This window comes from Paraflavitalea devenefica (assembly GCF_011759375.1).
GTDB classification, from domain to species: domain Bacteria; phylum Bacteroidota; class Bacteroidia; order Chitinophagales; family Chitinophagaceae; genus Paraflavitalea; species Paraflavitalea devenefica.
Window position 1 is genome coordinate 1,468,512 of sequence record NZ_JAARML010000001.1, and the last position, 15,221, is coordinate 1,483,732.

Below are 15,221 nucleotides of genomic sequence, written 5' to 3' on the forward strand. Positions count from 1 at the left end.
TGACACAAGGATCACACAAGAATGGCAGGTCATTCCCCGGGGTGATAGGTTCGTTCCGCATGCTTCAGCACATCGGCTTTATAAAACAACACCTCCTTGAATTTCCCTTTGGTGTACATTTCAGCCTGATCTCCAAAGTGAGGTGAGTTGGGATCACTGCTATTGCCCCCGGCCAGCAAGGATTTTGCTTTTACGGTTTTACCAAATTCCACCGCACAGATAAAGCTGTTGCCATTATAGCCATAGCGTTTCCTGGTGCCTTCCATTACACGGCTTACAAAAGAAGGCAAACAACCCCAGGTGGAAGCAGCCAGACCACAGGGAAGGCTGGGCTTGTTATCATCATAGATTTCCTCCAATTGTCCGGTTAAGCGCTGGTAGCGGTTAATAGTGCCCCAGGGCGTAGTCCAGGTGCCATAACGCCTGGTGAGATTACGCACGGCGGTAGCCAGTGGCTCCAGTAATTGTTGAGGAGTGGCGCTGTTGGCAAAAACCGATACCTTGGCTACAAAACCGGGTGCATCTACCCGGTTGATCGTTCCTTGTAATGTTTGTCCCCATTCAATAGCGAGTGAAGTGGCGATAGAATTTTCAGCAGAACGCAAATCCCATTTGCTTAGCGTGGCGACTGGTTCTGCCAGCAAAATACGCAATGAGTCTGATGCCGGAAGGGTGGTAAATGCTTTCACAACTGCGGGTACCAGCTCCTCAAAAGCGGCCAGGTAAGTATCATATCCCGCTGCAATCAGCTTGTCCTGGGTAAAACCGTTTTCCTTACTCAATACCCTCACCGCATTAATACCCCGGAAGTTCTCCGGTTCGGTAGACATATAGGAAGGGTAATCGGTTTTCTTCGGACTGCTGCTGCCCGATGCCGTGAAGGGTGTGGAATTACAATTCTGTATCCATCCGCTGGCCGGATTGTACAAATGGATCGTTTCATCCAGGGCATGCAGGCCTTTCCATTCGGTGGCCTTAATACTTCCATCCACCGGCTTCGACCAGTCAAAGCTGGTATCCCGGCGGGGAACAAAGTTGCCATGCCAGTAAGCAATATTGCCCTGGCCATCGGCATACACCGTATTATTAGAAGCATTGGCCAGCAGTTCCATGTTCTTTTTAAAAGCGGCGAAGCTGGTACTCTTCGTACGTTGCCAGGCCTGTATCAATCCATTGATATGGCGGTTCACCGCCCGTACACTGATCCATTGCCCGTTGCGTTTCGCCATGATGGGGCCGTGATGGGTAGCATAGGTTGTGACCTTCTTACTGTTCATCGTGTTACCATCCTTATAGGCCAGTGTGAACGTTTGTTGTTGTACCGGTCGCAATTGGCCGTCGTAACGATAAAACAAAGCATTACCCTGTTTAACGATCTGTTCTGCATACAGGTCGGCCACATCAGCATAGCCGGACGTATGCATCCACCCGCAATGTTCATTGAATCCCTGGTATACAAAGAACTGCCCCCAGGTTACAGCGCCATACGCGTTCAGGCCTTCTTCACTTACCATGTGCACTTCGGGGCGGAAGTAAAAAGTAACATGCGGATTGATATACAATAAAGCATTGCCGGAGGCCGACCTCGCTGGCGCAATGGCAAAGCCATTCGAGCCGGTAGGTAGTTCTTCTGGATTAGTGGCAAGGGTGGCCACGGTTGCATGATCGCCGGTATAAAAGCTTTTAAACTCACCGGTTGTTAAGCCACCGGTATTAATGGCAGCAATACTACCGTCGGTCCACATCAGTGGATACCAGGGTTCAAAGCGATGCAAGAGCGCCGGTTTCACCTGCGGATTTTTATACAGGTAATAGTTAATGCCATCCGCATAAGCATATAGTAATTTTTTAAGCCAGGCCGGGCTTTTTTCATAATCGGCAATAGCGCCTGCCGAATCAATGACCAGTTTGGTATACAGGTCATTGTAAATACCATTAATGCCGCTCACTTCGGCTGTTCTCCCGAGGATATCAATGTAATTACTTTCCACCCGTTTAAAATCATCTTCGCATTGCGCATACATCAACCCGAATACGGCATCAGCATCTGTTTTGCCATAGATATGGGGAATACCCCAATTATCGCGAATAATGGTAACCCTCTTTGCCTGTTGCTCCCATCTGCTGATGGCTGCCTTGGAAAAATCTTGGGCAGCCAGTTGTCCGGAAAGTAACAGGAAAAATAGCAGCGTTCTCATTCGTGTTTTCTATTTGACGGTATTGGCTTTGAATACCCGTATAAAATTTCCACCCAGTATTTTGCGGATGGACTTTTTGCTATACCCTCTCTTTACCAACTCTTCTGTGATGAGCGGAAAGCTGGTCACGTCATCCAGTTGTTGCGGCGCGGAACTAATGCCATCGAAATCAGAACCGAGGCCAACATGATCTACACCTACCAATCTGACAATATAATCAAGATGGTCAATCAGGAGGGAAAGGGGAGGGCGCAGGCTTTTTACCTCATCAGCATATTTCTGGAACAAGTAGTTGTCGGCAAAATAGGGATCGCTTACCGTCTTGCGAAGGGAATCCCGCTCTGCTTTATGTTTTTGATTGAACGCGAGGTTCCTGGCCACAAATCCGCTATCCAGGAAACCGGAGAAGAAGTTGAGGTGGATAACACCTCCGTTTTTAGCAACTGCTTTTATCTGGTCATCTTTCAGGTTACGGAATACAGGACAAATGCTATATACACAGCTATGAGATACCAGTACGGGCTTACTGGTGGTATGAATGGCATCCCAGAAAGTTTGTTCGCCCACGTGGCTCAGGTCTACCATCATGCCCAGCTCATTCATGCGTTGCACGATCTGTTTTCCGAGATCTGTTAATCCTTTTTTCCTGTCTTTATTATCGGGCGCGGCCGAGTCAGCGCCAAACTGCTGGCGGGAGCCAGGCGTTTCATCCATGGCCGAGGTGGCCCAGGAGGTGGAATTATTCCAGGTAAGGGTCATATAACGAACCCCACGCCGGTAGAGGCTGTCCAGGTAATCGAGGCGGTCTTCGATCATATGCCCGCCTTCCACACCGATCATGGCGGCCAGTTTTTGCTGCTTTACTACTTTCCTGAGTTCAGCAGGGGTGGTTACCAAGGCTATTTTATCCGGGTTACGTTGGATCACTGCATACAGCGTATCAATCTGCTGGTTGGCGCGTTTAAATCCTTTGCCGGGTCCGTAAGAGCCATCGCTCCATACAGAGAATATTTCCACATCTACGCCCCCTTCTTTAAAGCGGCTGAGGTCGGAATGTGTTTTTCCTTTCAGTTGCTGGTCAAAAGACAGCTTATCGTCTATCGTTGAAGTTAGTACGTCATTGTGGGTATCTACAAGGATAGATTTAAAATGTAGCTTTTTCCAGGATTGGGCCTGCAAATAACCGCAATACCCAATGATCAAACCAAGCAGTAGTAATTTTTTCATGTGATAATAATAAACTGCACTAAATTTAATCAACACTTTACAATTACATGCTGCAAATTGTGTCGATCGGAGAAGAAAGTCCTGCACTGGATATCATACGCACCTTATTTCGTGCTTATGAACAGGAGCTGGATGAAAATCTTTGCTTTCAAAGTTTTGAGGCTGAGCTGAAAGATCCGCTCAAGAAATATGGTCCGCCGGCAGGTGTATTGCTGCTGGCCTATTGGGAGCAGGAAGTAGCAGGCTGCATTGCACTTACGCCCATGCCTGAAGAGGCTACCTGTGAAATGAAACGGCTATATGTAAAACCGGCTTTTCGTAAATACGGCATTGGCAAACAACTGGTGCTGGAACTACTGAAGATGGCCAGGGAAAAGAGTTATACGATTATGCGGCTGGATACGCTGGAAAAGCTGCAGCCTGCTATCCGCCTGTATGAACAATTCGGTTTTGAACGGATCAATGCCTATTACCACAATCCATTACCAGGGGTGGTATATATGGAGAAAAAGCTGGATGTTTCTTCTGTAGGCTAATAGAGAATATTACCATCCCCGGGATTTTTAGTGCAACAAATCCATTCTTTGCATGTCTTCTGGGATATGAGAAAAATTTTATTCCTCCTGTTCCTGTCGCTGGGAATCAGAACCACCGCGCAAATAGACACGGTATCCAATATCAGTGATACAGAAAAGCTTTATGGATTATCGCTATTCTGGAAAGAAGCGGCTTACAACTTTGCTTATTTTGACAAAGCCAATATTAACTGGGACAGTGCCTACCAGGCCTACATACCAAAGATACTTGCTACTAAAAACACCTGGGATTATTACAGGAAAATGCAGCAGTTTTGTGCCTTATTAAAAGACGGACATACCAATGTGAACGTGCCTGGCTTTAAACTGGTGAAAGGAGTAATGTACAGACCTTTGTCTTTCTCCTGGCTCGATGAGAAGGTCATTGTTACCAATGTTCCCAAAGCAGATTCGCTCACTATTCCATTAGGATCTGAAGTAATGAAAGTGAATGACATGCCGGTGATCGCCTATCTTGAAAAGGAGATTATTCCCGGTATCTCAGCCTCCGCTACCCACCAGCTCTGGAATGATGCTGTGCGCTCTTTATTCAATGATGCTGATACGAATACTGTATTCCGCTTTACCCTAAAAACGCCTGCCGGGAAAATCATTTACCATACTACCCACCAGCGTAATAGAAGGATTAATTGGGCTTATCCGCTACCCAATACACCCTGGAAGCGCTTCCGCTATGAAAAGCTGCCACAGGGGATTGCTTATCTGCAGCTCAACACGTTTGATACTGACAGTGTGGTGTATGATTTCAAGCAACGCCTGCCGGAACTATATGAAGCCAAAGCGGTTATTATAGACCTGCGCAATAATGGCGGGGGAAATACAGGTACAGGAATAGAAATATTGAAATACTTTACCAGTCAGAAAAATATAAATGGCTCTACCTGGCGTACCCGGCAACACATTGCAGCATTCAAAGCCTGGGGGAGTTTTATTAAGGATGAAGAACTGGAAAAAAGGTTGAAACAAAATCCTTTCAATAAGGCCTGGACGCAAAAATCGTATGATATTTCCCGGGGTAAATACTGGTATAGCGGCGATACTTCTTCTTTCTACAATGATGTTGCCGGCAACAAGCTCACTGTGCCCCTGGTGGTACTGATCGGCAACAGCACGGCTTCTGCTGCAGAGGATTTTTTAATTGCGCTGGATGATCTTAAAGGACGGGCTGTTACTATTGGTGAAAGAACTTATGGTAGTACCGGACAGCCATTATTCTTTTATTTGCCGGGTGGTGGCTCTGCCAGGATCTGTACCAAGCGGGATACTTACCCCGACGGAAGGGAATTTGTAGGATATGGTGTAAAGCCGGATATAGAAGTAAAGCGCACCGCAGAAGATTATATAAAGAAAAAGGATGCACAACTGGAAAAAGCTATTGAATTACTAAGTTCGAAAATGAAATAGCATCCCTGTTTATTTACTCACCGGGGTGATAGGTCCTTTCGGCATGCTTCACAATGTCCTCTTTATAAAACCAGGCATCCTTAAACTTCCCTTCCACATATAAAGGCGCCTGGTCAAGATAATGTGGCGAGGCCGGATTGGCGCTTTGGCCAAAATATAGAATGGAGCGGGCCCTGATGCGTGGGCCAAATTCTACAATAGACGTATAGGTATTACCACGGGCGCCATAAAACTTTTGTTGCCCGCGGGTTTGTCCGTTACCAAAGGCAAACAGGGAACCCAATGGACTGGGCACTGCCGCCACCGGCCAACTGGGCTTATTGTCATCAAACCGCTCCGGCGATCCTTCTACTCTTTGCAGGCGATTAATATCACCCCAGTTGACAAAGGCAGTACCAAACCTGGCGATCAATGTCTCTGTTGCCTTGCCCAGCAGGTCAACAGCTACAGTGCCCGGCATGGGCAACTCATTGCCTTGCAGGTCAGTGGCATTATCATCTGTTGCAGTTTGCCGGGGCTGGTTCCTGTTCCACCCATCATATTGCAGGTACCACATTACAGCAATGCTGGTAGCCTTACTGTTCAATGCATAACGGCAATTCCAGCGACGCAAGGTGTCGGCTACTGCGCTCAGCTTTTCTTTCAGTGCCGGTGAAACAGCAGCCAGGCTATCATATGCGGGCAGTATCTGTGGCAGCCACGCGGCCATCATGGGCAGGTGATTGCTCACCACCAGTTTTTCGAAATCAGTAAAGGAGATCTTTTCAGGGGCCGATAACAACCGTACTGCTTCTACTGCCCGGAAAATATGTTTGTCGTAAGCCATATAGGCAGGGTAACCGGATTGTTGGGGACTACTGACTGCTCCTGCTGCCAGGTACGGCGTGGAATTACAGTTCTGTATCCATCCGGAAGCTGGGTTGATAACATGGGCAATATCTTTCAGGCGGTGCAATCCCTTCCATTCAGTAGCCGGATCACTGCCGTCTACCGGAAAGCGCCAGTTGAATTGGGTAGAGCGTTTGGCTACTGCATTACCATGCCAGTAAGCCGTGTTACCATATCTGTCGGCGTACATCGTATTGGGATAACCCAATGCCCGCTTGTTCATAGCGGCCACGAATTGTTTCAGCTTTTTTGAGCGGCACATTTTCCAGCACTGTTCTATGTAGCTTGACTGGGCACCTGTTACATTCTTAATGGTTACCAGCAACGAGTCCCGCTTTGCCACTACCGGACCGTGATGCGTTTTGCGCAGCAGAACTACCTTGCTTTGCATGCCCGTGGGTGTTTTGTAATGAACAGTATCGTACCATACAGTGGCCCTGCGATAGCTATTGCCATACCGGTATTGCGTGGCGTCGGTGGGATGATCAAAACGCTCCAGGTAAACATCTGTGAAGTCTACGCCGGAATTGGTATGCGCCCATCCGCTGTAAGCATTAAAGCCGCTCCAGATATAAAAATTACCAAAGATGGCGAAGCCTGAAACATTCAACCCCTGCTCACTGATCAGATGGCATTCATAGCGTTGTCCGTTGCCAAAGAAATTCACATGCGGATTGATCAACAGCATGCTGTACCCACTAGCCGATTTGGCAGGGGCTATTGCCATCGTATTGGAGCCATTCTCCCGTTCCTCTATACCATTATCTTCCCCTTCTCCCTCTGTGCGCGGAAGGATGGTATTGTTATAACTTCTTACTTCTGCACTGCTAATACCATGGCCGGAGGGGTTGTCCGTTCCCGGCAACAAAAAGAACCAGGGCTCATAATAGTGCAGTAACCGGCGTAGGGTGTCAGGGTGTTTGTATAAATAGTAATTAATACCTGCGGCGGCGCTGTTGCAAAGCTCCTTTACCAGTGATGATGCTTTGGCATAGTCATTCTTTGCCCTTTTTACGCATTCAAACAGGGCCACAGATACATCATTTTGTAAACGGCCCTCTCCATACAGTTCTGCTGCGCGGCCCAGCGCAGGGATAAACGTTTCTTCCAGTTGGCGGTAATTGTCTTCACACTGCGCATACATGACGCCGAATGCACAGTCTGCATCCTTTTTACCATAAATATGAGGTACGCCCCAGTTATCGCGGATAATGGTAATACGCTGCGCCTGTTGCTGCCAGATAGCGATGTTTTCATTGCTGAATTGTGCCAGCAATTGCAGGGGAAGGCAACATAGAAACAGTAGCTTTTTCATGTGATGATCTCTTACGGGATTTGGGCAGACAAGATACGATATGCGGTACTTTGAAATACCGGCGTTTTGTGCAGTAGTGCGCCTGTTGACGGAGTAAAAAGGCAGGCAATCGGGCTGCTTACAGGCAAAAAGCAGCAAATATTGTTGGGGCAGCAATAAAAAACCCCAACTGGAAAGTTGGGGTCACACTAATCAAATACCATTAACCATTAAACCTTATCCTATGAAAGCATAAAGATAGGATGGCGTCATGGCGTATGGCTAATATTTTGGGTTGCGTTTTATAGGATTAAGGGTAAACGATTACCGGCAGTAGGGAAAGCTGCTGATCAAACTACGCTGCTTAATCTTCTTTGGCTCCTTTTTCTCCCACAAACCATTGCTCTTTGTTCTTAAACAGCACGTTAAAGGTGGTCAGTGAACCGTAGATACGGGTGATATATTGTTGCAGATTTACCTTGTCTGCATCGCTCAGTTGCTTATGGGCATTCACCTGCTGCTCCAGTACCCGCAGCCTGTCGCGCAGCATAACGATCTTATGGAAGAAGGCTTCAATAGGAACTTCTTTGGGTTTTTGTGTTTTGTCGGCCGGCTGCAACAGCATCATACCCCCTTGCCAGCGGTCGCCCAGGGGAACTGTTTCAGAAAGGCCGCCCCATAACCGCAGGATCTTCAGTAATGATTTTTCTATCTCCGAATGGGTTTCTATTTCTTCTGTTACATTTTCCGGGATGATCTCATCGAGGTTGGTATCATTCTTATCCACCTCTTTTAATCCATGATTAATAAAAGAGATGAGGTAGGTGGCATAACGCACGCCTACAATAACGCCCGGCCCGAAGTGGGTATGCTGCAGTCGGGTACCGATACCCAGTGTAAGTTGGTCCATATAGTTGGTTATTTCTTATAAAACTCATAGGGTGTAAACTCCACAAAGTCGGCCATGGTGACCGTCACGGATTTCACTTTACCCTTGTCAATAGTAAAAGGCCATACTTTAATACCATACAAAGCTTCGCTGAAGGTAGCGAGAAAGCGGTTGCCTCCCAATGGTTCAAGGATAGCATAACGTCCTGTATGATGTTCAAAGCGTGCTAACAGTTTGCCATTTTCCAGCTTAATACTCATCTTACCATATACTTCATGGGTATAGTCGCCTGCATAAGCATTCAGGAGTAAGGTGGTGGCAGGATGGGTGGCAATGGTATCTTGTTTTTTCTGAAGCCAATCGGCAGCTTGCTTCTCCTGGTTTTTGCTAAAGCCAAGGTACACGTTGCTGTAGTTGCGGTAAGGCAATCCCAGATAGGCATCCATGATTTCATAGCGCAGGGCCTCGTAGAAATTATTGGCATCGGTATTGGTCAATACAATAATGCCCAGTTTTTCTTCAGGTACCAGCGCCACACTGGTAACAAATCCATTCACCCCACCGGTATGGCCTACAAACTTACGTCCGCTGTATTCCTCCAGGAACCAGCCCAGGCCATACAAGGCAAAATGTGCTTTATTGTACATATGGCCACCATTACCTAAAATAGAATGGGGCAGGCGTGTTTGGGCAATAGCGCCAGTGGACACTACCTGCTTATCATTGTACCTGCCATTATTCAGTTGCATCAATACCCAATGGCTCATATCGCTCACAGAAGAACTGATACTGCCTGCCGGCGCCATATTATCAATATTGCCATAGCGGATCTTTTTCAGCTCGCCTCTTTCCACAGTATGAGCAGCCGCTTTATTGGACGCTTTCAGGATGTCTTTAGATAAGGCCAGGGTATTTTTCATGTCCAGTGGCGTGAAGATCCTTTCCTGCAGGAATTCGGCCCATGTTTTACCGGTTACTTTGGGAATGATCTCTCCGGCAGTCATGAAAGCGGCATTGGTATAGCCCCATTTACTGCGGAAGCTGTACAGCGGTTTTACTTTGCCAAACTTCTCCCGCACCTCCTTTAAGGTAAGGTCAGAATCGAAATACATAAAGTCGCCCTGGAAAGTTTCAAAGCCGAGACGGTGACAAAGCAGGTCCCTGATATTTACCTCCTTAGCTACCCAGGGATCATATAACTTAAAATCGGGCAGCCATTTTTGTACACGATCATCCAGCGATAATTTCTTGTCTGCCTCCAGCATGGCCAGCGCTGTTCCTGTAAATGCCTTGGAATTGGAGCCGATCATGAACAGGGTATTGGTATCCACCTTATGGCTGGTGCCCACTTCCTGTACGCCATATCCTTTCATCACCACCACTTTTCCGTCTTTAACAATACCTACAGCTACACCTGGTATCTGCCAGTCCTTCATGGCCCTTTCAACATACGTATCCAGACTGTCCTTTATAAAAGAAGGAATGTTGTCCTGTGCATGGACTGCCATACCAAGCAGGCATAGCAACAGAAAACAGCAGGTATTTCTCATGAGGTTGGTTTTATCGTGAAAAAGCAGAGGTTAATCATTAATGGCCTGGTAAACGAGTACTTTGTACAGGTTGGCGAGGTTGCCCCACCTGGTGGGGTATACATTCCTGTACAGCAGGGCTACCAGCTTTTCTTTGGGGTCTACCCAGTAGGTGGTGGCAAACATGCCGCCCCATTCAAAAGTTCCTTCCTGGGTGGGCAACACGGCACTTCCTTTTTCCGTGGTAATGCCAAAGCCCAGTCCGAATTTGTTGGCCCCCCTGGCAATATCGCCTATCTGGTTCATCGTCATCATGCGTACGGAATTACGGCTCAGGATGCGCTTGCCATTGTATTCACCGCCATTCAGCAACATTTGCAGGAAGATGGCATAGTCATAAATGGTGGAGCTCAATCCGCCGCCACCGGAAAAATAAGTGCCTTCTGTAGCGGGGTAATCGCGGGAAAACTCTCCGTTGATACCGATCCGCGCTGCCATCGGTACTACCTTTCTGGTAGCAGTATCTTCTGTGTACAACATGGCCAGCCGGTTGTATTTTTCCTTGGGCAGGTAGAAATAAGTATCCTTCATGCCTAGTGGTTCAAAGATGCGTTGATGAAAAAAGGCATCGAGGCTCATCCCGGAAACCACTTCCACCAGGTAACCCAGTACATCTGTATTAAGGCCATAGGTAAATTTTTCACCTGGCTGGTGAAACAGGGGCAGACCGCCCAATATTTTCATCTTATCAGCCAGTATTATTTTATTAACGCCGATACCGCCCACTACACCCGCCTTGGCATAGATGGCATTGGCTTCCGGTGTACCTATCTGTGCATACCCAATGCCCGATGTATGGGTGAGCAGGTCGCGGATGGTGATCTCCCTTTTGGCGGGAACGGTCGTATAGGTAGAGTCGGCCTTATTGAATTTATCCAGGACAGTTGGTTTCTTAAACTCCGGGATATAGTTGGAGATAGGATCGTCCAGCATAAACTTTCCTTCTTCATACAGCATCATCACAGCTACGCTGGTGATGGCTTTTGTTTGGGAGGCAATGCGGAAAATAGCATCCTTTTTAAGCGGGGTATTCACGTCCTTATCATATCCCACACTTTTATAATAGGCAATTTTGCCATTGTGGATGATCAGCGCCACAGCGCCATTCATACGCCCTTTGTCTACATATTCCTGTAATACCTTATCAATGCGTTGGAGCCGTTCGGCGGAGAAACCTGTGGCTGACGGGGTGGGGGTAGGTGCAATGACAACCGGGGTAATTTTGGTTTGGGCCAGGACAATGCCCGTGATCAGGAAACTGGCAATAAGCCATGCCATTTTTTTCATATGCGGTAGTTGAATAGAACTTCAAGATAGGGATAAATGCCTAATGCCTATTCCTGTTCTTCTTCCTTTTTCAACTCCCCCATAATGAGTTGCAGCTTGTGGAATTTTTCGTAGCAGTTTTTGATGTACGACTGGAATTCGTATTCCGTAGCATTTTGTACGAGGAATAAGGGTGGGCGGTAGCGGGCCATAAAGGTATCCAGGTCTGCACCCTTTAGTTTGGTGAGCTTGATGACCAGGGCACGGCTAAACCGGTGATCAATGTATTTGTCTATTTCCTCCCGTTCCAGCCTTTCCCGGAAGGCCATCATGCTACGGTTGCGCCGGAAGCGGAACATGTTAATGAACTCATTAATATCAAGCCCAACACCTCCATTGGGATTGAGTGAAGTGCTGACGCCCGGCTTTTCAAAATTGAATGCTTTGGCATAATCAAGCCTGTTCTGGATAGAGTCGGCCCTGTAGTTGCGGGGCTTTACCATTACCTGTTTTAATTCCGTAATGTTCACATGCAGCGCCACTTCAAAGTTCTGGATGTTGCGAATGCTCTGGACGGAATATTTGGGCGTAGGCTTGCCGAGGTAGGAAAACCAGATGGAATCGGTTTCGGGAACAACGATGGTATACCTGCCCAGTGAATCAGTAACAGTCCCTACACCGGAATTGGTCTGCACGCTTACCGACTGCATGGGGTTGGATTGTGACATATCAAATACCCGGCCGCTGATCCGGACCGGGGCCTGGCCAAAGGCTGTCCTGGTGGCTGCTGTCAGCAGCAACATATATGATATAATCAGTACCGTTCGGAACAAATAGGTAAAATTAAGGTTGTGATATTACGGCAAGATTGCGACATAGACGGAGCCAAAGGCCAATTTAACGTTGATTTTGCAGATGCCCGATCACCTGTTCAATAATCCGGGGGTAATGGGCATGTTCAAGCTGATGCACTTTTTGCGCCAGGCTGGCGGGTGTATCGCCCGGTTCAATGGCGCAGGTGGCCTGAAAAATAATATCGCCGTTATCATATACATTATCAACGTAATGGATGGTAATACCGCTTTCCTGTTCACCCGCTGCAAGGATGGCTTCATGCACATGCATACCATACATGCCTTTGCCGCCGTAACGGGGCAGCAGGGCGGGATGGATATTCACGATCCTGTTGGGATAAGCCGCTGTAAGGGTAGACGGCACTTTCCACAGGAAGCCTGCCAATACAATAAAGTCAATACCGGCGGCTTTCAGCTCGTCGAGGTAACCATTTCCCCGGAAAAAAGCTTCTTTTTCGATCAATAGCACGGGAATATGCTCTTTTTGGGCAATGCCCAGTACGCCGGCGCCTGGTTTATTGCAAACGATGAGTGCAATGCGCACTGTTGTACTGCCCCGGAAATAGTCAATGATCTGCTGCGCATTGGACCCTGCACCGGAAGCAAAGAGGGCAATAGACGTGGTTCCGGGTTTGTTGTTTCGGGTTTCGCGTTCTGGCTGCGTAACGGACTGATGAATGGTTGCTTCCTGCATCACTGTACTTGTTTCAGATTTCGGATTTTGTATGGACGATTCTGGCTTCTGGATACTGGATTCTGGCTTCTTCCCCCTCATTCGCCTGCCCATTTTCTTCAGGTAGTTCCGGAAAAAAATAAACTGGCCCAGGGGAATACTGATAAGGATGACGCAGAATGGCCACAGGATGGTTACGAGAATAATATAAAGAGGTATGCGTATGGCGGCTGATTCAATGTTGAACAGCCCCAATAGCTGGCGGCCCAGGTAGCCGCAAAGGCTGCCACCCAGCGCAAAAGTCACCAGGATAAGCAGTAACCGCCATCCGCTGACCTTCCATTTCTGTTGGAGCCTTTCGAACATGCACGCAAAAGTGCAGTAATTTGATCACAGATAAAACAGTTACAGGCAGATAAATTGGAGGGATGCCTGCTCAAAATGGTAGTGGACTGCTCAGGGAATGGGAGGGGACTGCGTTGAACATGGCCAGGGAATGCCCCGAAAAGCGCACTGGAGTGCTCTAAATATGTATAGTTCTATAGTGTACCAGTGCAAGGTTCAGGGCATACTTAGGCCATACCCTAAGCATTCCCATACAACCCTCAGCGCATTCCACTACAACTCCCCGCCCAAAAAACGTTCGGAATATTTCTCCACTACTGCAATAAAAGGCTGGACATCTTACGTTTAGAGTGATTGCAATAGACTCGTAACCCTTAAAACCTTAATATGTTTCCCGATTTTTCCTGCTTAAGTGTAACTCTTACCTCTCTAACCTTCCCAAAAGTGGGTGACAAAAACATGACATAAATGTCATGACAGAATGATTTATGATACAATAAATCGGCTGAAACCCGCGCCCAGACTGCGTTAAAAAAAATTTAAACATGTTGATATTTTGTTGAAATCCTGACTTATTTTTGCAGCCAATTCAGGAAATTTTTCCACATAATCTCATCATATTCAACTGATATGATTGACCATAGACCAATTGTCAAAGGAATTTTTCTCAGTGCATTATTGATTGTTGTATTGTCGTTCGGAAGCAAATTGGCAGCCCAGGATGGTGCTAAATTGTTCCAGGATAATTGTGCTACCTGCCATAAAGTGGACAAAGACCTGACCGGACCCGCACTCAAAGGAATCGAAGATCGTGTAAAGGATAAAAAACTACTACATGACTGGATCCGGAACAATTCCAAAGTAATCGCATCAGGTAATAAATACTTCGTGGAGCTGTATAATAAGTGGAATAAAACGCCGATGAACGTTTTCCCACAGCTTACAGATCCTGAAATTGATGCCATCCTCAAATACGTCAGGGACTATAAAGCTCCTGTAGCGAAAGCCCCCGGTGAAACAGGTGGGCCTGATGGTAAGATGGGACCCAATGATGATGCTATCCTGTATGGCGTACTTACCCTCATCCTGGCCGTAGTAGCTTTCATCATGCTGCAGGTAAACAGCAATCTGAGGAAGCTGGCCGCTGATAAAGAGGGTACCCCTTCTGGTGAACCCATCCCCTTCTATCGCAATAAGACCTATATCACCATGATCACCCTGTTCTTATTTGTGGTAGCTGGTTTCTTTTTCGCAAAAGGTGCGATAAGCCTGGGACGTCAGAAAGCTTATCAGCCTGAGCAACCTATCTTTTACTCGCATAAGGTACACGCCGGCACCAACCAGATCAACTGTTTGTATTGCCATGGCAGCGCCTGGGAAGGTAAGCATGCCACCATTCCTTCTGTGAATGTGTGTATGAACTGCCACCTCACCATCAATGAATATACCGGCGATCCGATCCACCGCGAAGATGGCACAGAAGTGAATGGTACCGAAGAGATCAAAAAGATTTATAAAGCGGCCGGTTATGATCCTGTCAAAAAACAGTACACCGGGAAGACAGAACCTATCCAATGGATCAAGATCCACAGCCTGCCCGACCACGTTTACTTTAACCACTCCCAGCACGTACGCGCCGGTAAGGTACAGTGTCAAACCTGTCACGGTGAGATCACTGCCATGCATGAAGTGTACCAGGCCAGTGAGCTGAGCATGGGATGGTGTGTAAACTGTCACCGTGAAACCAAAGTGGATTTCAATAACGATAAAGGCGAAGGAAACAAATTCTATAGCATTTACGAGAAATATCACAACGAGATCAAAGCCGGTACAAGAGACAGTGTAACAGTGGCTGATATCGGTGGTCTGGAGTGCCAGAAATGTCACTACTAATGCGTCCATGTGCTGATTGAAAATTTAAAAACGCCTTTGCGCCACCCGGTTTTCAAACGCACAGTATAAGATTCAAAGTTTGGAATGTAGTCCGCACTTAAAAAC

11 protein-coding genes are annotated in these 15,221 nt (G+C 47.2%); 3 read left to right on the plus strand and 8 right to left on the minus strand.

What is annotated here, in order from left to right; translation table 11 throughout:
* Positions 1 to 29 precede the first annotated feature (29 nt).
* Positions 30 to 2,198 (minus strand): penicillin acylase family protein, encoded by a 2,169-nt coding sequence (locus tag HB364_RS05940; RefSeq protein WP_167286949.1) that lies wholly within the window; start codon positions 2,196 to 2,198, stop codon positions 30 to 32.
* 9 nt (positions 2,199 to 2,207) lie between these two features.
* Positions 2,208 to 3,425 carry a dipeptidase gene (locus HB364_RS05945; RefSeq protein ID WP_167286950.1) on the minus strand — a complete coding sequence of 406 codons (1,218 nt, stop codon included), beginning with the start codon at positions 3,423 to 3,425 and terminating at the stop codon, positions 2,208 to 2,210.
* A gap of 47 nt (positions 3,426 to 3,472) precedes the next feature.
* Between HB364_RS05945 and HB364_RS05950 the strand changes: the two genes are divergently transcribed.
* Together HB364_RS05950 and HB364_RS05955 are read left to right on the plus strand one after the other, a co-directional pair.
* On the plus strand, positions 3,473 to 3,961 hold the full coding sequence (locus HB364_RS05950; protein WP_167286951.1) for a GNAT family N-acetyltransferase: 489 nt from the start codon (positions 3,473 to 3,475) through the stop codon (positions 3,959 to 3,961).
* Between the two features lie 66 nt (positions 3,962 to 4,027).
* Complete coding sequence (locus HB364_RS05955) at positions 4,028 to 5,425, plus strand: S41 family peptidase (protein WP_167286952.1); 1,398 nt, start codon at positions 4,028 to 4,030, stop codon at positions 5,423 to 5,425.
* Positions 5,426 to 5,438: 13 nt separating this feature from the next.
* Here HB364_RS05955 and HB364_RS05960 read toward each other — a convergent pair whose 3' ends face one another.
* From HB364_RS05960 to HB364_RS05985, 6 genes are all read right to left on the minus strand, one after another.
* Positions 5,439 to 7,628, minus strand: a complete 2,190-nt coding sequence (locus HB364_RS05960) for a penicillin acylase family protein (RefSeq protein WP_167286953.1) — start codon at positions 7,626 to 7,628, stop codon at positions 5,439 to 5,441.
* Positions 7,629 to 7,971: 343 nt separating this feature from the next.
* Positions 7,972 to 8,517, minus strand: a complete 546-nt coding sequence (locus HB364_RS05965) for a hypothetical protein (RefSeq protein WP_167286954.1) — start codon at positions 8,515 to 8,517, stop codon at positions 7,972 to 7,974.
* Between the two features lie 8 nt (positions 8,518 to 8,525).
* Positions 8,526 to 10,046, minus strand: a complete 1,521-nt coding sequence (locus HB364_RS05970; protein ID WP_167286955.1) for a serine hydrolase — start codon at positions 10,044 to 10,046, stop codon at positions 8,526 to 8,528.
* Between the two features lie 30 nt (positions 10,047 to 10,076).
* Positions 10,077 to 11,372: a serine hydrolase domain-containing protein gene (locus tag HB364_RS05975; protein ID WP_167286956.1), complete on the minus strand. Its 1,296-nt coding sequence runs from the start codon at positions 11,370 to 11,372 to the stop codon at positions 10,077 to 10,079.
* A gap of 47 nt (positions 11,373 to 11,419) precedes the next feature.
* The gene (locus HB364_RS05980; protein WP_167286957.1) at positions 11,420 to 12,154 is read right to left on the minus strand and encodes a carboxypeptidase-like regulatory domain-containing protein; all 735 of its coding nucleotides are present in this window, start codon (positions 12,152 to 12,154) and stop codon (positions 11,420 to 11,422) included.
* Between the two features lie 94 nt (positions 12,155 to 12,248).
* On the minus strand, positions 12,249 to 13,244 hold the full coding sequence (locus HB364_RS05985; RefSeq protein ID WP_246228336.1) for a phosphoribosylglycinamide formyltransferase: 996 nt from the start codon (positions 13,242 to 13,244) through the stop codon (positions 12,249 to 12,251).
* A gap of 609 nt (positions 13,245 to 13,853) precedes the next feature.
* Between HB364_RS05985 and HB364_RS05990 the strand changes: the two genes are divergently transcribed.
* Positions 13,854 to 15,116 carry a c-type cytochrome gene (locus HB364_RS05990; protein WP_167286958.1) on the plus strand — a complete coding sequence of 421 codons (1,263 nt, stop codon included), beginning with the start codon at positions 13,854 to 13,856 and terminating at the stop codon, positions 15,114 to 15,116.
* Positions 15,117 to 15,221: the final 105 nt, after the last annotated feature.

Bases quoted from the DNA above. Each gene is read 5' to 3' on its own strand.
- HB364_RS05990 (WP_167286958.1), top strand. From the start codon at position 13,854: ATGATTGACCATAGACCAATTGTCAAAGGAATTTTTCTCAGTGCATTA.
- HB364_RS05960 (WP_167286953.1), bottom strand. From the start codon at position 7,628: ATGAAAAAGCTACTGTTTCTATGTTGCCTTCCCCTGCAATTGCTGGCA.
- HB364_RS05945 (WP_167286950.1), bottom strand. From the start codon at position 3,425: ATGAAAAAATTACTACTGCTTGGTTTGATCATTGGGTATTGCGGTTAT.
- HB364_RS05985 (WP_246228336.1), bottom strand. From the start codon at position 13,244: ATGTTCGAAAGGCTCCAACAGAAATGGAAGGTCAGCGGATGGCGGTTA.
- HB364_RS05970 (WP_167286955.1), bottom strand. From the start codon at position 10,046: ATGAGAAATACCTGCTGTTTTCTGTTGCTATGCCTGCTTGGTATGGCA.
- HB364_RS05975 (WP_167286956.1), bottom strand. From the start codon at position 11,372: ATGAAAAAAATGGCATGGCTTATTGCCAGTTTCCTGATCACGGGCATT.
- HB364_RS05950 (WP_167286951.1), top strand. From the start codon at position 3,473: ATGCTGCAAATTGTGTCGATCGGAGAAGAAAGTCCTGCACTGGATATC.
- HB364_RS05980 (WP_167286957.1), bottom strand. From the start codon at position 12,154: ATGTTGCTGCTGACAGCAGCCACCAGGACAGCCTTTGGCCAGGCCCCG.
- HB364_RS05965 (WP_167286954.1), bottom strand. From the start codon at position 8,517: ATGGACCAACTTACACTGGGTATCGGTACCCGACTGCAGCATACCCAC.
- HB364_RS05940 (WP_167286949.1), bottom strand. From the start codon at position 2,198: ATGAGAACGCTGCTATTTTTCCTGTTACTTTCCGGACAACTGGCTGCC.
- HB364_RS05955 (WP_167286952.1), top strand. From the start codon at position 4,028: ATGAGAAAAATTTTATTCCTCCTGTTCCTGTCGCTGGGAATCAGAACC.